The organism is Burkholderia sp. NRF60-BP8, assembly GCF_001522585.2.
In the GTDB taxonomy this organism is placed as follows: domain Bacteria; phylum Pseudomonadota; class Gammaproteobacteria; order Burkholderiales; family Burkholderiaceae; genus Burkholderia.
Map to the genome: position 1 here is coordinate 714,483 of NZ_CP013372.1, position 19,257 is coordinate 733,739.

Consider the following 19,257-nt stretch of genomic DNA (forward strand, 5'->3'; position numbering starts at 1 on the left):
ACTGGCGCGGCTCAGGCCGCTTCGGCCCGCTCTTCCTCCTCCGCTTCGAGCATCGCCTTGACGATCAGATAGACGGCCGGCAGATCGTCGTCGTCGCGGCGCCAGTCGACCGGCTCCTCGACGTCCGCGGCGACCAGCCGGCTGTCGCGCAGCCGGATGAACGCGTCGACGACGGCCGGATCGTTGCGGTTCAGGAAACCGGGATTCGAGAACGCCAGCTCTTCGACGTTCAGCAGCGCCTGCCAGCTCATCGTGCGCACGGCCGCCGGGTGGGTGCGACGGCGCAGGCCGAGCGCCCGCTGCGCGGGGCCGCCGACGACACGCTGCAGATCGACGACCGCCCGCTGCGCGGCGCGCTCGAAGTGGGCGGGATTGAAGCCGGGTTGTTCGGGATCGAATGCGGAAGCCTGGAACATGGTCGCCTCACAAAAGTCCGTTCGTCTGTGGATGACGGAATTCGGGTCAAATGGTGCAAAAGCACTGTAAATATATACAGTGTTCGATGCGGTTTCAAGCCCCGAATGCAGGATTCCGTGCGTCGGCGAGCGACGCGGGCGAATCGCGTCGATCGGGCGAACGCTCTACACCGCCGCCGCGATCGTTTCCCGCAGCCATCGATGCGCCGGGTCGCGATGCATGCGCTCGTGCCACAGCATCGACATCTCATAGCCGGGCACCTCGACCGGTGCGTCCACCACGCGCAGCGCGGGCACGTCGCGCACCAGCCGCTCGGGCAGCATCGCGACGAGGTCGGTGCTCGCGACGGCCGACATCACGAACAGGAAGTGCGGCACCGACAGCACGACGCGTCGCGCGGCGCCGACCTTCGCGAGCGCTTCGTCGGTCACGCCGAAAAAGCCGCCGCCGTCGGGCGACACGATCACGTGCTCGAGCGTGCCGAACTGCGCGAGCGTGGGGCGCCGCTTCAGCTTCGGGTGACCGGCACGGCCGATCAGCACGTAGCGCTCGACGAACAGCGGCAGGCGCCGCATGCCGGGCGGCGACCCTTCGGTCGTGTGGAACGCGAGGTCGACGCCGTTTCGTTCGGTATCCTGCTCGATGCGCGGCGGCACGAGCTCGATGACGGCCAGCCGCGTGCCGGGCGCGGTCGAACGCAACGTGTGCAGCGCGGGCAGCACGATCGTCGATTCGCCGTAGTCGGTCGCGGCCACCCGCCACGTGTTCGTCGCGGTCGCGGGATCGAACGGCGCGGCCGGGAGCACCGTGCGCTCGAGCCCTTCGAGCGCGTCGCGCAACGGCTCGCGCAGCGCTTCCGCACGTGCGGTCGGCCGCATTCCGCGCGGCCCCGGCAGCAGCAGCGGATCGCCGAACACGTCGCGCAGTTTCTGCAACTGCACGCTGACCGACGGCTGCGACATGTTCAGCCGCTCGGCCGCGCGCGTGACGTTGTGCTCGGCGAGCAGCACGTCCAGCGTGACGAGCAGGTTCAGGTCGAGCCTTCTGAGATTATTCATGGCTATAGCTGGAATATCGGGAATTCATTTCAAATATACCGTCGAAGGCGGCATCCTGCAGTCATTCAATTGACGGAGTGACGAGCATGAATGTGCTGATCGTGTATGCCCATCCCGAGCCGCGTTCGCTGAACGGCGCGCTGCGCGACTTCACCGTCGGCCATCTCGAAGCGGCCGGCCACACGGTGCAGGTGAGCGACCTGTATGCGATGAACTGGAAGGCGGTACTCGATGCGAACGACGTGACCGATCGCGCGCCCGACGCGCGGTTCGATCCGTCGCTCGATTCGAAGCGCGCGTTCGAGGCGGGCACGCAAAGCGAAGACATCGCGCGCGAGCAGGACAAGCTGAAGTGGGCCGACGCGGTGATCCTGCAGTTTCCGCTGTGGTGGTTCTCGATGCCGGCGATCATGAAGGGCTGGTTCGAGCGCGTGTATGCGTACGGTTTTGCGTATGGCGTCGGCGAGCATTCCGATACGCACTGGGGCGATCGCTACGGCGAAGGTTCGCTGGCCGGCAAGCGGGCGATGGTCGTCGTCACGACGGGCGGATGGGAGCCGCACTACAGCCCGCGCGGCATCAACGGGCCGATCGACGACTTGCTGTTCCCGATCCAGCACGGCGTGCTGTATTACCCGGGGTTCGACGTGCTGCCGCCGTTCGTGATCTATCGGACGGGCAAGATGAACGCCGCGCGCTTCGACACAACGTGTACGGCGCTCGGCCAGCGTCTCGACGATCTGTGGACCACGCCGCCGATTCCGTTCCGCCGCCAGAACGCGGGCGACTACGAGATTCCGGCGCTGACGTTGAAAGAGGAGATCGCGCCGGGGACGGTGGGGTTCGCCGCGCATCTGGCCGCGTGAGAGGGGCTGCGCACGTCGACGCGCGGTGATACGGGTAACCGTCGCCGAATGCAAAACGCCCCGGGCGGCCTGCATGACATCGCCGGCAGCCCGGGTCGTGCCTCTCGCGGCCGTCGGTCACGGCCGCGATGCATCGTTGCTTACTGGTCGTCTTCCCGCACCGACGAAGGATGCCGGCACAGCGCCCGCACCTCCATCTCCATATACGGAAACAGCGGCAACTGACTCAGCACGTCGTGCAGTTGCTGCACGCTGTCGACGTCGAAAATGCTGACGTTCGCATACTGCCCGGCGATCCGCCACAGATGCCGCCACACGCCCTCGTTCATCAACCGCTGGCACATCGCCTTTTCTTCCGCCTTCAGCGTGGCCGCCTTGACCGGATCCATGTCCGCCGGCAGGCGAACGGTCATTTCCACATGAAACAGCATCCTGCACTCCTTGCGTTGTCGATTCGTCGAACGGGACGGGCGCTCACGCCTGCGCGCGGGGCCGCTCGACTTCGCTCCCCGGCACGTCCTGCTTGTCCTTGAGCAGCGAGAAATCGAAGTCGATCAGCGCGAACTGCCCGTCGACGCCGTACGGCTTGCCTTCCGCGCCCTCCGCCTGCCTGACCGGCGGGATCAGCCCGTCGCGCGTCGCGAACGCGAAGTCGTCCCACAGGTGCGGATCGCCATCGATGTTGATCTGCGTCGTCAGCTTACGATACCCGTCCGCGGAAACGAAGAAGTGAATGTGCGCCGGACGATGGCCGTGGCGGCCGAGCTGGTCGAGCAGTTGCTCGGTCTTGCTGCCCGGCGGCACGCTGTAGCCGACCGGCAGCACGCTGCGGAAGCTGTAACGGCCTTCGGCATCGGTGCGGATCGAGCGGCGCAGGTTGAACGCGGGCTGCGACGGGTCGAAGTACGAGTAATTGCCCAGGTGGTTCGCATGCCACACCTCGACCAGCGCGTTCGCGAGCGGCGCGCCGTCCTGGCCGAGCACCCGGCCGCGCATGATCAGCGTCTGGCCCGGATCGGTGCCGTCGTCGAGCCGTGCGTGACCGACCGATTCCGGCGCGCCGGCGACATACAGCGGCCCTTCGATCGTGCGCGGCGTGCCGCCGTGGATGCCGGCCTTTTCCTCGGCTTCGTCCATCCGCACGTCGAGAAAGCGTTCGAGGCCGAGGCCCGCAGCGATCAGCCCGAATTCGCGGCCGGCTTCGTTCAGGAAGTTCAGGGCCGTCCAGAATTCGCTCGGCTGCACGTCGAAGTCCTCGATCGTGTAGCAGATGTCCTTCACGATCCGGTTGACGATCGCGCGCACGCGCGGGTTGCCGGGCTTCTCGGCGGCGTCGTCGAAGGTCTTCAGCAGTGCGTCGATGGCTTGCTTGTTCATCTGTGTCTCCGGTTTCGGTTGTCGTGTGGGGATCAGCGGGCGTCGCGTCGCATCCGTTCGATGCGGGCCCAGTCGAAGGTGAGGCCGAGGCCGGGCGCCGCCGGCAGGTGCAGCTTGAAGTCCTGGTAGCGCAGCGGCTCGACGAGGATCTCCTCGGTGAGCAGCAGCGGGCCGAACAGTTCGGTGCCCCATTTCAGCGAGTCGAACGTGCTGAACAGTTGCGCGGACGCCATCGTGCCGGCCGCGCCTTCGAGCATCGTGCCGCCGTACAGTTCGATGCCGGCCGCCGCGGCGATCGACGCGACGCTCGCCGCGCCCTGCAGACCGCCCGATTGTGCGATCTTCACCGCGAACACGTCGGCCGCGCGGTCCTGCGCGAGCGCGAACGCGTCGACGGGGCCGTGCAGCGCCTCGTCGGCCATGATCGGTACTTGCGCGAGCTGCGTGAGGCGTTTCAGCCCCGCGCGGTTGGTCGCGGCGATCGGCTGCTCGACGAGGCTCACGCCGGCGTCGGCGAGCCGCGCGCCGGCCCAGATCGCATCGGTTTCGCTCCAAGCCTGGTTCACGTCGACCCGCACGTCGCCGCGCTCGCCGAGCGCGCGCTTGATCGCGACCACGTGCGCCACGTCGTCGGCGACCGCGTTCGCGCCGATCTTCAGCTTGAACGCGCAATGGCGGCGGGCATCGAGCATCGCTTCGGCTTCCGCGATGTCGCGCTGCGTGTCGCCGCTCGCGAGCGTCCACGCGACATCGACCGCATCGGTCCGGCGCCCGCCGAACAGCTCGGACAGCGGCACGCCCAGACGCCGCGCCTGCGCATCGAACAGCGCGGTCTCGATCGCGCACTTCGCGAAACGGTTGCCCTGGAACAGCCTGCGCACTCGCGCCATCGCGGCGCCGGGGCGCGTCGCGTCCATGCCTTGCAGCAGCGGCGCGAAGTAGGTGTCGAGGTTGACCTTGATGCTTTCGGGGCTTTCCTCGCCATAGGCGAGGCCGCCGATGGTCGTCGCCTCGCCGACGCCTTCGATACCGTCCGTGCATCGAATTCGGACCAGGACGAGCGTCTGGCAATGCATCGTGGCGACCGACAATCTGTGGGGCCTGATCGTCGGCACATCGACCAGCAACGTCTCGATGCGCTCGATGGTGGCGGTGGTTGCTATCATGCGATTCCTCCTGTTGGTGCACATGGTAGGAATTCCCGCCCCGCGTCGTCCAACACTCTTTCCGACTACTTCCATACCTTTGAGGCATGAAATGGAATTGCGTCAGCTCCGGTACTTCATCGCCGTCGCCGAGGAAATGAACATCACGCGGGCCGCGGAGCGGCTGCACATGACGCAGCCGCCGCTGAGCCGCCAGCTCCAGGCGATCGAGGACGAGATCGGGTTGCCGCTGTTCGAGCGCGGCGCGCGGCCGCTGAAACTGACCGATGCCGGGCGCGTGTTCTATGCCCAGGCGAAACGTCTGGTCGATCAGGCCGACGAGCTCGGCCCGCTGACGCGGCGGCTCGCGCAACTGTCGGAGCGGATCGTGATCGGCTTCGTGCCGTCGACGCTGTACGGCGCGCTGCCGGACGTGATTCGCGCGTTTCGCGAGGCGCAGCCGGACGTCGAGCTGTCGCTGATCGAAATGTTCACGCTCGAACAGCTGGGCGCGCTGAAGGGCGGGCGGATCGACGTGGGGTTCGGCCGTCTGCGCTTCGACGACGACCAGCTGGTGCGCGAGGCGCTGATCGAGGAGAAGCTGATCGCGGCGCTGCCGGTCGGGCATCGGCTCGCCGATCCGGCCCGGCCGCTGACGCTCGCGGATCTCGCGAGCGAGACGATGATCGTCTATCCGAGCACGCCGCGGCCGAGCTTCGCCGATCAGCAGCTGTCGGCGCTGCGCGACGGGGCGGTCGTGCCGGCGGCCGTGCACGAGGTGCGCGAACTGCAGACGGCGCTCGGGCTCGTCGCCGCGCAGGTGGGCGTGTCGCTGGTGCCGGAGAGCGTGGAGGGCGTGCGCGTGAAGGGCGTCGTCTATCGGCGGCTGCCGGAGCCGGGCGCGACGTCGCCGATCATCATGAGCCGCCGGCTGCACGGCGAAAGCGCGGCGACGGCGGCGTTCTGCGCGATTGCCCGGGAGATGATCGTGCCGGCCGCATAGCGAAGCCGCTCGCCTCTCGACTGCAACTAACGGTCAGGCCCGGCGGAGCCGGCGGACGCAGTGCGAGGTCCGTTGCGGGGCGATGTCGGTGGGCGTCGGCACGCGGCTGCCGCGGGCGAGCCGGCAGGCAGATCGGAAGGTCGGGCATGCCGGGAAGGTCGGGAAGGTCCGGAAGATCGGGAAGGCCGGGAAGGCCGGGAAGGCCGGGAAGATCGGGCTGGCCGGGCAGGGCAGGCAGATCGGCAAGCCCGCGCGTCCGGGCTACCGCTTCCCGTCGAGCGTGTCCGACGGCGATTCGCCGAACTTCTCCCGATACGCGATGGCGAACCGGCCGAGGTGCGTAAATCCGCAATCGAGCGCGATATCGGCGATCCGCCGGTCGGACGTCGCGCCGCGCAGCAGTTCGCGCGCGTGCGCGAGCCGCGTCGCGCGCAGGTATTGCATCGGGCTCATCCCGCGGAATTGCAGGAACGCGTCGCGCAGCGTTCGTTCGGGCACGTTGGCGGCCTGGACGATATCGGCGAGCTGCAGCGGCTGCGCGTAGTGCGCATCGACGAATTCCTGCGCGCGCCGCACGAAGCCCGGCGCCGGGTCGCGATGCGACGCCTGCAGCGCGGACGGCGGATGACCTTCGATCAGCAGGTCGATCAGCAGATGCTCGAGCTGCGATGCGACCCGCGGGTTCGCGTTCGCGCGTTCGAGCAGCTCGGGCGACCGCGCGACGAGCATCAGTTGCTGGCGCCACGCGGCGAGCGCGGCGTCGCTGATGTGCAGCACGGGATCGAGCGTCGCGCGCGGATCGCCGGTCAGCGAACCGACGGTCGCCGCGTCGATGCGCAGCACGAACTGCTCGCAATCGGCCGACAGCATCGCGTCGAAGCGCTCGCCGGGCGCGCACAACACGCCGGTCTGCCCGTCGACGCCGAGCTGCCGTCCCATCGCGCGCACTTGCGCGTGGCCGGACAGGCAGAACATCAGCAGGTAGTAGCCGTCGACGGCGTCGACCTGCACGCGCATCGCGTCGCCGAACGCGATCGTGCCGATCCCGAGGCCGCCCAGCTTGACGAAATCCATGTGCGATGCACCGTGCACGCGGCCGTTCGGCAGCAGCGCGTGCGGCTGCATCACACGCGAGATCCGCTCGCGCGTCTCGTCGAGATCGCGGGATTCGAACAGCCGGTGCGCACGCAGCGCGAGCGGCTCGAACGACGTTGGGGACATGGGCCTCAGCCTTGGTATGGACGACGCGCGCTTCGATCCGACGAATGGGCCGCGCTCGTGCGCCGGGTCGCGTGTGCCGTCATGCTAGCGCAGAAATCCGCCGAAAGTGGATATTGCGCCGCCGCAATCGCACTTTCCGGATAGACGTCGAATATTAGCTTTTCAAAAATCGGCTCCATGCATTCAACGCAACGGATCGACAAGGAGTCCGACATGGAGCAGACAGAATCGCCCGTCGTTTTCGCCGCGCGCGGCGACGCGTCCGACGTGACCTTCCCGCACGACGACGGCTCGCGCGTGCCGTACAAGGTGTTCAGCTCGCAGGCGGTCTACGAACGCGAGCAGGAACGCATCTTCCGCGGGCCGACGTGGAATTTCGTCGCGCTCGAAGCGGAAATCCCGAACGCCGGCGACTTCAAGAGCACGTTCGTCGGCGATACGCCGGTGGTCGTCACGCGCACCGAGGACGGCGCGCTGTCCGCGTGGGTGAACCGCTGCGCGCACCGCGGCGCGCAGGTGTGCCGCAAGTCGCGCGGCAACGCGAGTTCGCACACGTGCGTCTATCACCAGTGGAGCTTCGACAACCAGGGCAACCTGCTCGGCGTGCCGTTCCGGCGCGGCCAGAAGGGCATGACCGGGATGCCGGCCGATTTCGATCCGAAACGGCACGGGCTGCGCAAGCTGCGCGTCGACAGCTATCGCGGGCTCGTGTTCGCGACCTTCAGCGACGAGGTCGCGCCGCTGCCCGAGTATCTCGGCGAGCAGATGCGCCCGTGGATCGACCGGATCTTCCACAAGCCGATCGAGTATCTCGGCTGCACGCGTCAGTATTCGAAGTCGAACTGGAAGCTGTACATGGAGAACGTGAAGGATCCGTATCACGCGAGCATGCTGCACCTGTTCCATACGACCTTCAACATCTTCCGCGTCGGGATGAAGGCGCGCTCGATTCCGGACGCGAACCACGGGCTGCACAGCATCATCACGGTGACGAAGACGGGCGACGATACGTCGGCCGCGTACAAGCAGCAGAACATCCGTTCGTTCGACGAGGGCTTTCATCTGGAGGACGAATCGATCCTCGATCTCGTGTCGGAATACGACGAGGATTGCACGAACCATATCCAGCCGATCTTCCCGCAGCTCGTGATCCAGCAGATCCACAACACGCTGGTCGCGCGCCAGATCCTGCCGAAGGGGCCGGACAACTTCGAGCTGATCTTCCACTTCTTCGGTTATGCGGACGACACGCCCGAGCTGCGCGCGCTGCGCATCAAGCAGGCGAACCTGGTCGGGCCGGCCGGCTACATCTCGATGGAGGACACGGAAGCGACCGAACTCGTGCAGCGCGGTACGGTGCGCGACGCCGACGCGACGTCGGTGATCGAGATGTCGCGCGGCAATCCGGACCAGCAGGACACGGTGATCACCGAAAGCCTGATCCGCAAGTTCTGGGTCGGCTACCAGAAGCTGATGGGCTATTGAGGCGGGAGCGAAAAATGACGGAAGACATGAAGACGTGGTTCGAGATTTACATGCTCCAGAACCGCTACATCGGGCATCTCGACAACGACCGGCTCGAACGCTGGCCGGAAATGTTCACCGAGGACTGCACGTACGAAATCGTGCCGAAGGAAAACGCCGATCTCGGGCTGCCGGTCGGGATCGTGCACTGCACGAACCGGCGGATGCTGCGCGATCGCGTGGTGTCGCTGCGGCACGCGAACATCTACGAAGCGCACACGTACCGGCACATGACGTCGGGCCTGACGATCGTCGCCGAACGCGACGGCGAAATCGACACCGAGAGCAACTACGTGGTCGTGCAGACCCGCAGCAACGGCGAATCGAACGTGTACCAGGCCGGCAAGTACTACGACACGGTGGTCCGCACGCCCGACGGGTTGCGCTACAAGACCAAGCGCGTGATCTACGACACGTCGCGCGTGCAGACGCTGCTCGCGACGCCGATCTGACCGATCCGACCGATCTGACGAAGCAAGGAATCGACATGACCGAAGCAACGCTGGCCGAGTGGCATCCGCTCGGCGCTTTCGACGAATTCTCCGAAGACGAACCGGCGGCGCGCGTCGCCGGCCAGAAGCCGATCGCCGTGTTCCGGATCGGCGACGAACTGTTCGCGATGCACGACCTCTGCACGCACGGGCATGCGCGGCTGTCCGAAGGCTATGTGGAGGATGGCTGCGTCGAATGCCCGCTGCACCAGGGGCTGATCGACATTCGCACCGGCGCGCCGAAATGCGCGCCGATCACCGAGTCGGTGCGAACCTATCCGATCCGGATCGTCGACGGGCAGGTGGAAGTCAATGTCGGCTGATCCGTTCGTGATCGTCGGCGCCGGCCATGCGGCGCGGCGTACGGCCGAGGCGCTGCGCGAGCGCGACGCCGCGGCGCGCATCGTGATGATCGGCGCGGAGCGCGAGTTGCCGTACGACCGGCCGGCGCTGTCGAAGGATGCGTTGCTGAGCGACGGCGGCGAGCAGCGTGCGTTCATTCGCGATGCCGCGTGGTACGACGCGCAGCGCATCGAACTGCGGCTCGGCGCACGCGTCGAAGCGATCGAGCGGGATGCACGGCGCGTGCGGCTCGACGACGGTGCGACGTTGCCGTACGCGAAGCTCGTGCTCGCGACGGGCTCGCGCGTGCGGACGTTCGGCGGCCCGGTCGACGAAGGCATCGTGCCGCATTACGTGCGTACCGTGGCGGATGCGCGCGCGTTGCGTGCGCAACTTGCGCCCGGGCGCCGCGTGGCGGTGCTCGGCGGCGGCTTCATCGGCCTCGAGGTCGCGGCGGCCGCGCGCCAGCTCGGCTGCGACGTGACGGTGATCGATCCGGCCGCCCGCTTGCTGCAGCGTGCGTTGCCGGAAGCCGTCGGCGCGTATGCACGGCAATTGCATGACGCGCGCGGTGTGGCTTTCCAGATGGCGACGCTGCCGCGCGCGATCCGCCGCGCGCCGGGCGGCGGCGCCGTCGTCGAGACCGATCGCGGCGACGTGCCGGCCGACGTCGTCGTGGTCGGCATCGGTGTCGTGCCCAACGTCGAGCTGGCGCAGGCGGCCGGGCTCGACGTCGACAACGGGATACGCGTCGATGCAGGCTGCCGCACGGCCGATGCCGCGATCTTCGCGGCGGGCGAGGTGACGATGCACTTCAATCCGCTGCTCGGGCGCCACGTGCGGATCGAATCGTGGCAGGTGGCGGAAAACCAGCCGGCCGTCGCGGCCGCGAACCTGCTCGGCGCCGACGAGCGCTATGCGGAGCTGCCGTGGCTGTGGTCCGATCAGTACGACTGCAACCTGCAGATGCTCGGGCTGTTCGGCAGCGAACGCACGATCGTCGTGCGCGGCGATCCGGCGAGCGGGTCGTTCACGGTGTTCGGGCTCGGCGACGACGGCAGGATCGTCGCGGTGGCCGCGGCGAACCTCGGGCGCGACATCGGCGCATCGCGGCGGTTGATCGCGGCAGGCGCGGTGCCCGATCCGGAGAAGCTGGCCGATCCGGCGGTCAATCTGAAGACGTTCATGTAGCGGCGGCGCGCGGCACGCGTGCGCCGCGAGTGCCGACGCCGGCGGGCGGGTTTGTCGGTTGCGGCGAAATCGGGGATATTAGCGGCATCGCCGATTCGCCCGTCCTCCATGACGCCAGACAAAGCCCTCGAACTGAAACGAAGCAAGCGCCGTGCGCTGTGGCTGCTGCTGGCGGCCGTCGCGGTGTTCGTCGCCACCATCCTGCTGCCGCGCGGCCCGTGGGTCGACGGTTTCAAGGCGGTGGCCGAAGCCGCGATGGTCGGCGCGCTCGCCGACTGGTTCGCGGTCGTCGCGCTGTTCCGCCGCGTGCCGATCCCGTTCGTGTCGCGCCATACCGAGATCATCCCGAAGAACAAGGACAAGATCGCCGACAACCTCGCGGTGTTCGTGCGCGAGAAATTCCTCGGGCCCGACGCGCTCGCCGCGCAGATTCGCCAGCACGATCCCGCGCAGAAGCTCGGCGCGTGGCTTGGCGAGCCGGCGAATACCGACGCGCTCGGCGGCTACGTGACGAAGCTGACGAGCTTCGCGCTCGACATGACCGACGACGCGCGGATCCAGTCGTTCGTCCACGATGCGTTCCGCGCGGTGATCGACCGGGTCGACCTGTCGCAATCGGCCGGCGCGATCCTCGACACGCTGACGAAGGACGGCCGCCACCAGGCGCTGCTCGACGACGCGATCGAACAGGTGGTCGACGTGCTCGACAAGGAAGAGAACCGCGAGGTGATCGCGGGCTTCATCGTCGAATGGCTGAAGACGCAATACCCGAAGGTCGAGAAGATCATGCCGACGCAGTGGTTCGGCGAGAACGGCGCGCGGATGCTCGCGAGCGCGGTGAGCCGCGTGCTCGAAGGCGTCGCGGCCGACCCCGAGCACGAGTTGCGGCAACGCTTCGACCGGACGGTCGTGCGGCTGACCGAGCGGCTGAAGCACGACCCCGCGTTCATCGCGAAGGGCGACGAGATCAAGCGCTATATTCGCGACGGCGATGCGTTCAACGAGTATGTGCGCGACTTGTGGGACCAGTTGCGCGCGTGGCTGAAGGCCGATCTCGCGCGCCCCGATTCGGCGCTGCACCGGCAGGCCGCGACGCTCGGCGGCTGGCTCGGCGCGCGGCTCGCCGAGAGCCCGGCGCTGCGTGCGTCGCTGAACGAGCACGTCGAGAAGGCCGTGCACGAGATGGCGCCCGATTTCGCCGATTTCCTGATGCGTCACATTCGCGACACGGTGCGCAACTGGGATGCGGGCGAGATGTCGCGGCAGATCGAGCTGAACATCGGCAAGGATCTCCAATACATCCGCATCAACGGCACGCTGGTCGGCGGGCTGATCGGGCTCGGGTTGTATCTGGTGTCGCTCGCGCCGCGCTGGGCGGCCGGCTGGCTGCATTGACGCGGCCACGCGAACGAACGGCGGACTGCGTGCCTACGCGTGCGTGCGTTCGCGCGGTTCGACCTTGCGGTCGATCTCGTTGCGCGTCGGAAGCGTCTTGAGATCGTACGTGGCTTGCAGATTCAGCCAGAATTCCGGCGACGTATCGAAGTAGCGCCCGAGCCGATAGGCCGTATCGGCCGTGATTCCGCGCCGTTCCTTGACGATTTCGTGCAACCGCGTTGCCGGCACGTTCAACGCGAGCGCCAGCGCGTTGACGCTCAATTCCAGCGGAACGAGGAATTCTTCCCGAAGGATTTCGCCCGGATGAATCGGGCGCATTCCGTTCTTGAGCATGCGAAGCTCCAGTCAGTGATAGTCGACGATCTCGACCTGGACGGGGCCGTCGTCGCTCCATTCGAAACAAATCCGCCATCGCTCGTTGATGCGGATGCTGTGCTGACCTTCCCGATCGCCCTGCAACGCTTCGAGCCTGTTGCCGGGCGGCGCCCGCAGATCGCGCAGCTCCTTCGCTGCGGCAATCATTTGCAGTTTCCGGGTGGCAACCGTTTCGATCGCGCGGAAGCGCTTGGGCGTTTCTCCTGCGAAAAGCAACTGCGTGTCTTTGCATCGGAACGAATTGATCATTACGGTTAGGGTATTACGTTTTGCGTAATACGTCAATGAGAATGAAATGGCTGCGGCGATGCGCGCGCCGAAGCGTTGTCGCGTGAGATGAACAACAGGAGACCTACCTGATTGGAAATCAATGGAGGTCGACGCGTGACGACAGGCGTCGCCGATGGGTGCCCAGCGGTTTCTGTCGTTCCGACGAGTATGGGGGCGTTCGATGCCTTTACGCGTCCGATATGCCATCCGGACGATCGGATGCATCGACGGCACGCAGGCCGGCGGGCTGATCGGCTCGGGGCGGATCGGATGTCGCTCGCCCCGCGCCGCGCTGGGCGGCCGGGTGGCGGCATCGAGGCGGGCACGGACGTTGCGCCGGCGGCGCGATGCCGTGCGCCGCCGGGTCAGGCGGCAGCCTTGGCGCCGTGCAATTGCAGGCCGAGCGCCTTGATGACTTTCAGGATCGTGCCGAAGCTCGGATTGCCGTCGTGCGACAGCGCCTTGTACAGCCCTTCGCGCGACAGGCCCGCATCGCGCGCGACCTGCGACATGCCGCGTGCGCGGGCGATCACGCCGAGCGCGTGCGCGATGAAGGCCGGATCGTCGCCGGCTTCCTGCAGGCATGCGTCGAAGTAGTCGGCCATGTCGTCTTCGGTTTTCAGGTGTTCGGCCGAATCCCATGGCCGCGTCTTGATCTTGTTCATCGATCACTCCATGTCGAGGTGCGCGAGCATTGCATGCGCGGCGCGTATGTCGGCCTGCTGCGTCGATTTATCGCCGCCGCAAAGCAGGATGACCCATATCGTCGCGCGCCTGACGGAGTAGACGCGGTAGCCGGGCCCATGGTCGATGCGCATTTCCACGATGGGCGCGCCGGCGGATTTCCAGTCGCCGGGATTGCCCATCGACAGGCGGTCGATGCGCGCCTGGATGCGGCGCTTGGCGATGCGATCGGGCAGGCCGGCAAACCAGGTGTCGAAGACGTCGGTGGTCCGGATGCTGAATGCCGGGGAACTGTAAGGCATGAATTGCGATGTGTCAACCATGGTTCACATGTTTGTCGAGTTGAACATCGTTGGCATTACAGCCCGGCTGGCGCATCGCTGGACGCTTCCCGGCCGTCAGGCCGATCTTTTCGCTGCTGGGGTCGGCCATTCGGCCGAAGTCGGAATTCCGCGAATCCGTCTACAATCAAAAACGTCTTTGCCGCCCGTGCGTGCTGGCCGCGCGCGGGCGGGTCCGTTCGTCCTCCGGCATCCGGAGGAGGCGCCGCGCAGCATGCACCTGGCATTGCGTCTTGCGCGGCGAGCAGTGCCGTGGTCTGTGTCCAGTAGGTGAGGCGTCCGCGTGCCGTAGGCCGGCGCGCGTCCTGAACGCCGCGTGTCCGTAGGCCGGGCAGGCGGCATAACCGAGAGTCCCCATGAAAGCATCGGATCTGTTCGTGAAGGCGCTGGAAGCCGAAGGCGTCGAGTACGTGTTCGGCATTCCAGGCGAAGAAAACCTCGATCTGCTCGAATCGCTGAGGCGATCGAAGATCAAGCTCGTGCTGACCCGGCACGAGCAGGCGGCCGGGTTCATGGCCGCCACCTACGGCCGCCTCACGGGCCGCACTGGCGTGTGTCTCGCGACGCTCGGGCCGGGCGCGACGAACTTCGTGACGGCCGCCGCGTATGCGCAACTCGGCGGGATGCCGATGCTGATGATCACCGGGCAGAAGCCGATCAAGTCCAGCAAGCAGGGCCATTTCCAGATCGTCGACGTGGTCGATATGATGCAGCCGCTCACGAAGTTCACGCGGCAAATCGTATCGATCGGCAACATCCCGTCGGCCGTGCGCGAAGCGTTCCGCCGCGCGGAGGAAGAGCGCCCGGGTGCCGCGCACCTCGAGCTGCCCGAAGACATCGCGCACGAAGAGGGCGACGGCAAGCCGATTCCGCGCAGCTACAGCCGGCGGCCGGTGGCGGAGGAGAAGGCGGTCGCGCACGCGGTCGACGCGATCCAGGCCGCGCGCCATCCGCTGCTGATGATCGGCGCGGGCGGCAACCGCAAGACCACCTGCAAGATGCTGCTCGAATTCGTCGACAAGACGGGCATCCCGTTCTTCACGACGCAGATGGGCAAGGGCGTGATCGACGAGACGCATCCGCTGTGGCTCGGCAACGCGACGCTGTCCGACGGCGACTTCGTGCATCGCGCGATCGAGCATGCGGATTGCATCATCAACGTCGGCCACGACGTGATCGAGAAACCGCCGTTCTTCATGCGCACCGACGACAAGACCGTGATCCACGTGAACTTCCTCGGCGCGCAGGTCGACCCCGTCTATTTTCCGCAGATCGAGGTGGTCGGCGACATCGCGAACGCGGTGTGGCAGATGAAGGAAGCGGTGAGGCCGCAGCCGCATTGGGATTTCGAGCGCTTCGCGATGATCAAGACGCATTTCGACGCGCATCTGGAAAAGGGCCAGCACGACCCGCGGTTCCCGATGTATCCGGTGCGGATCGTGAACGACCTGTACAACGCGCTGCCGCTCGACGGCATCGTCTGCCTCGACAACGGGATGTACAAGATCTGGTTCGCGCGCTACTGGCGTGCGCACGAACCGAATTCGCTGCTGCTCGACAACGCGCTCGCGTCGATGGGCGCGGGCCTGCCGTCGGCGATCGCGACGAAGATCGTGCATCCGCAGCGCAAGGTGATCGCCGTGTGCGGCGACGGCGGCTTCATGATGAATTCTCAGGAGCTCGAAACGGCCGTGCGGTTGAAGCTCGACATCGTCGTGATGATTCTGCGCGACGATGCGTTCGGGATGATCCGCTGGAAGCAGGAGAACATGAATTTCCCCGATTTCGCGATGACGCTGAAGAATCCCGACTTCGTGTCGTACGCGCAGAGCTACGGCGCGCACGGGCATCGCGTCGAGTCGGCCGACGATCTCGAGCCGTTGCTGCGCGAGTGCTTCTCGTCGCCGGGCGTGCACGTGATCGACGTGCCGATCGACTACTCCGACAACGAGCGCGTGCTGAACCGCGAGATCAAGCGCCTCTCGGCGCAACTCTGAATGCCCCGTTCACAGGAAGGAGTCGTTCCATGTTGAAGGAAACCTATCCGTACTACCTTGCCAACGAAGCCGTCTACGCGAACACCGATCTGGAGGTGACCGACAAGTTCAGCGGCAAGGTCGCCACGCGCGTCGCGCTGGCCGACGCGAAGGCGATCGATGTGGCGATCGCCGCGGCAGTCGACGCCACGAAGCCGATGCGCGAGATGCCCGCCTACCAGCGGCAGGCCGTGCTCGATCATTGCGTCGCGCGGTTTCGCGAACGTTTCGACGAGCTGGCCGAGGCGCTGTGCATCGAGGCCGGCAAGCCGATCAACGACTCGAAGGGCGAAGTCACGCGGCTGATCGATACGTTCCGCGTCGCGTCCGAGGAATCGGTGCGCATCGACGGCGAGATCGTCAACCTCGAGATTTCCGCGCGTGCGCAGGGCTATACGGGCTACACGAAGCGCGTGCCGATCGGCCCGTGCTCGTTCATCTCGCCGTTCAACTTCCCGTTGAACCTCGCCGCGCACAAGGTCGCGCCCGCGCTCGCGGCCGGCTGTCCGTTCGTGCTGAAGCCGGCGAGCCGCACGCCGATCGGCGCGCTGATCATCGGCGAGGTGCTCGCGGAAACCGACCTGCCGAAGGGCGCGTTCTCGGTGCTGCCCGCGCATCGCGACGGCGCCGACCTGTTCACGACCGACGAGCGCTTCAAGCTGCTGTCGTTCACCGGTTCGCCTGCCGTCGGCTGGGCGCTGAAGGAGAAGGCCGGCAAGAAGAAAGTCGTGCTGGAGCTCGGCGGCAACGCGGCCGCGATCGTCGATGCCGACCAGCGCGAGCGGCTCGACTACGTGGTCGAGCGGCTCGCGTTCGGCGCGTACTACCAGTCGGGCCAGAGCTGCATCGGCGTGCAGCGGATCCTCGTGCATGCCGACCTTTACGACGCGTTGCGCGAGAAGCTGATCGCGAAGACGCGTTCGCTGAAGATGGGCGATCCGAAGGATCCGTCGACGTTCGTCGGCCCGATGATCTCCGAATCCGAGTCGCGCCGGCTGTCGGGCTGGATGGACGCGGCCGTCGCGGCGGGGGCGAAGATCGTCGCGGGCGGCAAGGTCGACGGCGCGATGTTCGAGGCGACGCTGCTGGAAAACGTCGGGCGCGAGCAGGACCTGTACCGGAAGGAGGCGTTCGGCCCGGTCGCGATCCTCGAGAAGTTCGACCGCTTCGACGACGCGCTGGCACGCGTGAACGACAGCGACTTCGGGCTGCAGGCCGGCGTGTTCACCGATTCGCTCACGCATGCGCAGCGCGCGTGGGACGAACTGGAGGTCGGCGGCGTCGTGATCAACGACGTGCCGTCGTTCCGCGTCGACAACATGCCGTACGGCGGCGTGAAGGATTCGGGCCTCGGCCGCGAAGGCGTTCGCTACGCGATCGAGGACATGACCGAGCCGCGGCTCATGGTGGTGCGGCGTCGGTGACGCGCGTCAGGCGGCGCGGCGCCGCGACGGCACGCGGGCGGGCGATCGGGCCGGCCCGCGTGCCGTTTTTCATGGCGGCGCGTGGAGCGGCACGGGGCCGCGCGCGCCCTGCGCGGCCGCCGGAAACAGGCTCGACTACGGGCGTCGCCTCGTGATGTAATCGCGCGAAACTGCCGACCGGGGTACGACGCCGGAAAGCGCGAATTCATTCTTCACGAGGTCGATTCATGTCCCCCGTCTCGGCATTCAAGCTGGTTCTGTTGTCATTCCTCGCGATCGTTGCGCTCGAATGCATCGCCAAGCGGCTGCGGCTGCCGCCCGCGGCCGCGCTGCTGATCGGCGGCATCGGCATCGCGTTCATCCCCGGTCTGCCGCCGATCAACCTCGATCCCGAGCTGGTGCTGCTGGTGTTCCTGCCGCCGCTGTTGATGGACGGTGCGTACTTCTCCGTATGGGAAGAATTCAAGCGCAACGTCGGCGGCATTCTGATGCTGGCGATCGGCGCGGTCGTGTTCACGACGTTCGCGGTCGGCTTCGCCGTGCACTGGGTGGTGCCGGCGCTGCCGTGGGCCGCGTGCTTCGCGCTCGGCGCGATCGTGTCGCCGCCCGACGCGGTCGCCGCGAAGGCCGTGCTCGAACGCGTCGCGCTGCCGCGCCGGCTGATGGTGCTGCTGGAAGGCGAGAGCCTGCTGAACGACGCGGCCGGCCTCGTGCTGTTTCGCTTCGCGGTCGCGGCCGCGCTCACCGGCGCGTTCAGCCTCGAGCACGCGGTCGTGCGCTTCGCGGAGCTCGGGCTCGGCGGCGTGGTGGTCGGCTTCGTGATCGGCAAGCTCGTCGTGTGGTTCCTGAAGCTGCTCGACGACGACTACCTCGTGATCACCGTCGCGGTGATCGCCGGATGGATCGCGTACATCGCGGGCGAAATGGCCGAGGTGTCGGGCGTGATCGCGACGGTGACGGCCGGCATGATCGTCGGCTGGCATCAGCACGAGGTGTTCTCGGCGGCCGTGCGCACGCGCGGCACCGCGTTCTGGCAGGTCATCGTGTTCCTGCTCGAGGCGATGGTGTTCGTGCTGATCGGGCTGTCGCTGCGCGGCGCGATCCATCGGCTCGGCGGCTTCGACCAGGTGCTCGGCACGATGGTGCCGCCCGTGCTCGCGGTGCTGGCGGCGGTGATCGTGTCGCGCTTCGTGTGGATCTACGCGGTCGAGGCGCTGAAGTGGCCGGTGCGCGGCCTCGCGCGGCGCGTGGAGGCGCCCGACTGGAAGGCCGCGACGATCATGAGCTGGGCCGGCATGCGCGGCGTGGTGACGCTGGCGATCGCGCTGTCGCTGCCCGAGGCGCTGCCCGGCCGCGACGTGATCCTGGTCGCGTCGTTCGCGGTGATTCTCGTCACCGTGCTGCTGCAGGGCACGACGATCGGGCCGCTGATCCGGCTGCTGCGTCTGCCGCCGAGCGAGGCGCGCGCCGCGCATCACCTGACCGAGCCGCAGACGTGGGCGCATATCGAGGCGGCGCAGCTCGCGGCGATCCAGCCGCTGGTGCGTGACGACAACGGCAACGTGATTCACCCGCGCCTGCTGGAGCAATACACGTATCGGGCCGAGCTGACCGAGCGCGCGAAGAACGAGCCCGAGTATCCGGCGGAGATCCGCGTCGCGCACTACGACGTCGTGCTGGCCGCGATCAGGGCCGGGCGGGCGGAACTGTTGCGCCTGCATCGTTCCGGGCGCATTCACGACGAAATGCTGCACACGGTCGAGCGCGACCTCGACCTGCAGGAAGTGTCCGCGCAGCACGCGCGCGGCTAGCCGGCCAGCTTACGAATCGCACGGGTCGGCGTTCTGCCGGCCCTGAAACGCGCGCGGGTCGAGCGACCCGTCGCGCGATTTGTCCTCTCCCACCCACCGATTCGGCGCATTCGAATCCGGCCCTCAATATGACCGACGCCGAGCCTTGCAGCGCATGCAAACCTCGTCGCGGCGGTCCCGCAAACGTTATCGTCTTTCGAATCCGGAAATGATCTGATTTATCTGTTTCGGTCTCTTTCTGCATATTTGGCAAAACTAAACCGGAAGGAGATAGATGCTGTGT

The 19,257-nt window shown here is 66.9% G+C and carries 20 protein-coding genes; 10 read left to right on the top strand and 10 right to left on the bottom strand.

Going from position 1 to position 19,257, the window contains the following annotated elements:
* Positions 1-11: 11 nt before the first annotated feature.
* Positions 12-416 carry a DUF2471 family protein gene (locus WS54_RS03290; protein ID WP_059784235.1) on the bottom strand — a complete coding sequence of 135 codons (405 nt, stop codon included), beginning with the start codon at positions 414-416 and terminating at the stop codon, positions 12-14.
* 165 nt (positions 417-581) lie between these two features.
* Positions 582-1,475, bottom strand: a complete 894-nt coding sequence (locus tag WS54_RS03295; protein ID WP_034205327.1) for a LysR family transcriptional regulator — start codon at positions 1,473-1,475, stop codon at positions 582-584.
* A gap of 86 nt (positions 1,476-1,561) precedes the next feature.
* Between WS54_RS03295 and WS54_RS03300 the strand changes: the two genes are divergently transcribed.
* Positions 1,562-2,341: an NAD(P)H-dependent oxidoreductase gene (locus WS54_RS03300; protein ID WP_034205326.1), complete on the top strand. Its 780-nt coding sequence runs from the start codon at positions 1,562-1,564 to the stop codon at positions 2,339-2,341.
* Between the two features lie 140 nt (positions 2,342-2,481).
* Here the strand turns inward: WS54_RS03300 and catC are convergent, their stop codons facing one another.
* Genes catC through WS54_RS03315 form a run of 3 tightly spaced genes read right to left on the bottom strand, consistent with a single transcriptional unit; the run spans position 2,482 to position 4,884 of the window.
* A complete protein-coding gene (catC, locus tag WS54_RS03305; RefSeq protein ID WP_059784232.1) occupies positions 2,482-2,772 on the bottom strand; it encodes a muconolactone Delta-isomerase in 291 nt (96 codons plus the stop codon).
* A gap of 43 nt (positions 2,773-2,815) precedes the next feature.
* A complete protein-coding gene (gene catA / locus WS54_RS03310) occupies positions 2,816-3,718 on the bottom strand; it encodes a catechol 1,2-dioxygenase (protein WP_034205324.1) in 903 nt (300 codons plus the stop codon).
* A 32-nt stretch (positions 3,719-3,750) separates the two neighbouring features.
* Positions 3,751-4,884: a muconate/chloromuconate family cycloisomerase gene (locus tag WS54_RS03315; RefSeq protein WP_059784229.1), complete on the bottom strand. Its 1,134-nt coding sequence runs from the start codon at positions 4,882-4,884 to the stop codon at positions 3,751-3,753.
* Between the two features lie 91 nt (positions 4,885-4,975).
* Between WS54_RS03315 and WS54_RS03320 the strand changes: the two genes are divergently transcribed.
* Entirely contained in the window at positions 4,976-5,866 is an 891-nt protein-coding gene (locus WS54_RS03320; RefSeq protein ID WP_034205322.1) for a LysR family transcriptional regulator, read from the top strand.
* 261 nt (positions 5,867-6,127) lie between these two features.
* Here the strand turns inward: WS54_RS03320 and andR are convergent, their stop codons facing one another.
* Positions 6,128-7,087, bottom strand: a complete 960-nt coding sequence (gene andR, locus WS54_RS03325) for an anthranilate 1,2-dioxygenase regulatory protein AndR (RefSeq protein WP_059784227.1) — start codon at positions 7,085-7,087, stop codon at positions 6,128-6,130.
* A gap of 213 nt (positions 7,088-7,300) precedes the next feature.
* On the opposite strand from andR, the gene andAc reads away from it, so the two are divergent.
* The 5 genes from andAc (at position 7,301) to WS54_RS03350 (ending at position 12,030) form a co-directional block, all read left to right on the top strand.
* Complete coding sequence (gene andAc / locus WS54_RS03330; RefSeq protein WP_034205321.1) at positions 7,301-8,572, top strand: anthranilate 1,2-dioxygenase large subunit AndAc; 1,272 nt, start codon at positions 7,301-7,303, stop codon at positions 8,570-8,572.
* Between the two features lie 14 nt (positions 8,573-8,586).
* Positions 8,587-9,063 carry an anthranilate 1,2-dioxygenase small subunit AndAd gene (gene andAd, locus WS54_RS03335; protein WP_034205320.1) on the top strand — a complete coding sequence of 159 codons (477 nt, stop codon included), beginning with the start codon at positions 8,587-8,589 and terminating at the stop codon, positions 9,061-9,063.
* Between the two features lie 35 nt (positions 9,064-9,098).
* Complete coding sequence (gene andAb, locus WS54_RS03340) at positions 9,099-9,425, top strand: anthranilate 1,2-dioxygenase ferredoxin subunit AndAb (protein ID WP_059784224.1); 327 nt, start codon at positions 9,099-9,101, stop codon at positions 9,423-9,425.
* A complete protein-coding gene (andAa, locus tag WS54_RS03345; RefSeq protein ID WP_034205319.1) occupies positions 9,415-10,635 on the top strand; it encodes an anthranilate 1,2-dioxygenase system ferredoxin--NAD(+) reductase in 1,221 nt (406 codons plus the stop codon). The genes andAb and andAa overlap by 11 nt, the downstream gene beginning before the upstream one ends.
* A 108-nt stretch (positions 10,636-10,743) precedes the next feature.
* Positions 10,744-12,030, top strand: a complete 1,287-nt coding sequence (locus tag WS54_RS03350; RefSeq protein WP_059784221.1) for a DUF445 domain-containing protein — start codon at positions 10,744-10,746, stop codon at positions 12,028-12,030.
* 33 nt (positions 12,031-12,063) lie between these two features.
* Here the strand turns inward: WS54_RS03350 and WS54_RS03355 are convergent, their stop codons facing one another.
* The 4 genes from WS54_RS03355 to WS54_RS03370 form a co-directional block, all read right to left on the bottom strand.
* The gene (locus WS54_RS03355; protein ID WP_059784218.1) at positions 12,064-12,366 is read right to left on the bottom strand and encodes a HigA family addiction module antitoxin; all 303 of its coding nucleotides are present in this window, start codon (positions 12,364-12,366) and stop codon (positions 12,064-12,066) included.
* Positions 12,367-12,378: 12 nt separating this feature from the next.
* Positions 12,379-12,657 carry a type II toxin-antitoxin system RelE/ParE family toxin gene (locus WS54_RS03360; protein ID WP_034205316.1) on the bottom strand — a complete coding sequence of 93 codons (279 nt, stop codon included), beginning with the start codon at positions 12,655-12,657 and terminating at the stop codon, positions 12,379-12,381.
* Positions 12,658-13,043: 386 nt separating this feature from the next.
* Positions 13,044-13,343, bottom strand: coding sequence for an addiction module antidote protein (locus WS54_RS03365; protein ID WP_059784215.1), 300 nt, complete (start codon positions 13,341-13,343; stop codon positions 13,044-13,046).
* 3 nt (positions 13,344-13,346) lie between these two features.
* Positions 13,347-13,664, bottom strand: a complete 318-nt coding sequence (locus WS54_RS03370) for a type II toxin-antitoxin system RelE/ParE family toxin (RefSeq protein WP_108041857.1) — start codon at positions 13,662-13,664, stop codon at positions 13,347-13,349.
* Between the two features lie 395 nt (positions 13,665-14,059).
* Between WS54_RS03370 and WS54_RS03380 the strand changes: the two genes are divergently transcribed.
* The 3 genes from WS54_RS03380 (at position 14,060) to WS54_RS03390 (ending at position 18,974) form a co-directional block, all read left to right on the top strand.
* Positions 14,060-15,700, top strand: coding sequence for an acetolactate synthase large subunit (locus tag WS54_RS03380; RefSeq protein WP_034205314.1), 1,641 nt, complete (start codon positions 14,060-14,062; stop codon positions 15,698-15,700).
* Between the two features lie 29 nt (positions 15,701-15,729).
* Positions 15,730-17,163 (top strand): aldehyde dehydrogenase family protein, encoded by a 1,434-nt coding sequence (locus tag WS54_RS03385; RefSeq protein ID WP_059784211.1) that lies wholly within the window; start codon positions 15,730-15,732, stop codon positions 17,161-17,163.
* A 227-nt stretch (positions 17,164-17,390) separates the two neighbouring features.
* Positions 17,391-18,974: a Na+/H+ antiporter gene (locus WS54_RS03390; protein ID WP_059784209.1), complete on the top strand. Its 1,584-nt coding sequence runs from the start codon at positions 17,391-17,393 to the stop codon at positions 18,972-18,974.
* The last annotated feature ends 283 nt before the right edge of the window (positions 18,975-19,257 follow it).

Excerpts from the sequence above, each read along its gene's own strand:
- andAc (WP_034205321.1), top strand. The coding sequence starts at position 7,301 with ATGGAGCAGACAGAATCGCCCGTCGTTTTCGCCGCGCGCGGCGACGCG.
- WS54_RS03370 (WP_108041857.1), bottom strand. The coding sequence starts at position 13,664 with ATGCCTTACAGTTCCCCGGCATTCAGCATCCGGACCACCGACGTCTTC.
- WS54_RS03365 (WP_059784215.1), bottom strand. The coding sequence starts at position 13,343 with ATGAACAAGATCAAGACGCGGCCATGGGATTCGGCCGAACACCTGAAA.
- WS54_RS03360 (WP_034205316.1), bottom strand. The coding sequence starts at position 12,657 with ATGATCAATTCGTTCCGATGCAAAGACACGCAGTTGCTTTTCGCAGGA.
- WS54_RS03355 (WP_059784218.1), bottom strand. The coding sequence starts at position 12,366 with ATGCTCAAGAACGGAATGCGCCCGATTCATCCGGGCGAAATCCTTCGG.
- catC (WP_059784232.1), bottom strand. The coding sequence starts at position 2,772 with ATGCTGTTTCATGTGGAAATGACCGTTCGCCTGCCGGCGGACATGGAT.
- WS54_RS03315 (WP_059784229.1), bottom strand. The coding sequence starts at position 4,884 with ATGATAGCAACCACCGCCACCATCGAGCGCATCGAGACGTTGCTGGTC.
- catA (WP_034205324.1), bottom strand. The coding sequence starts at position 3,718 with ATGAACAAGCAAGCCATCGACGCACTGCTGAAGACCTTCGACGACGCC.
- WS54_RS03350 (WP_059784221.1), top strand. The coding sequence starts at position 10,744 with ATGACGCCAGACAAAGCCCTCGAACTGAAACGAAGCAAGCGCCGTGCG.
- andAd (WP_034205320.1), top strand. The coding sequence starts at position 8,587 with ATGACGGAAGACATGAAGACGTGGTTCGAGATTTACATGCTCCAGAAC.
- WS54_RS03320 (WP_034205322.1), top strand. The coding sequence starts at position 4,976 with ATGGAATTGCGTCAGCTCCGGTACTTCATCGCCGTCGCCGAGGAAATG.
- andR (WP_059784227.1), bottom strand. The coding sequence starts at position 7,087 with ATGTCCCCAACGTCGTTCGAGCCGCTCGCGCTGCGTGCGCACCGGCTG.
- WS54_RS03295 (WP_034205327.1), bottom strand. The coding sequence starts at position 1,475 with ATGAATAATCTCAGAAGGCTCGACCTGAACCTGCTCGTCACGCTGGAC.
- andAb (WP_059784224.1), top strand. The coding sequence starts at position 9,099 with ATGACCGAAGCAACGCTGGCCGAGTGGCATCCGCTCGGCGCTTTCGAC.
- andAa (WP_034205319.1), top strand. The coding sequence starts at position 9,415 with ATGTCGGCTGATCCGTTCGTGATCGTCGGCGCCGGCCATGCGGCGCGG.
- WS54_RS03385 (WP_059784211.1), top strand. The coding sequence starts at position 15,730 with ATGTTGAAGGAAACCTATCCGTACTACCTTGCCAACGAAGCCGTCTAC.
- WS54_RS03380 (WP_034205314.1), top strand. The coding sequence starts at position 14,060 with ATGAAAGCATCGGATCTGTTCGTGAAGGCGCTGGAAGCCGAAGGCGTC.
- WS54_RS03390 (WP_059784209.1), top strand. The coding sequence starts at position 17,391 with ATGTCCCCCGTCTCGGCATTCAAGCTGGTTCTGTTGTCATTCCTCGCG.
- WS54_RS03290 (WP_059784235.1), bottom strand. The coding sequence starts at position 416 with ATGTTCCAGGCTTCCGCATTCGATCCCGAACAACCCGGCTTCAATCCC.
- WS54_RS03300 (WP_034205326.1), top strand. The coding sequence starts at position 1,562 with ATGAATGTGCTGATCGTGTATGCCCATCCCGAGCCGCGTTCGCTGAAC.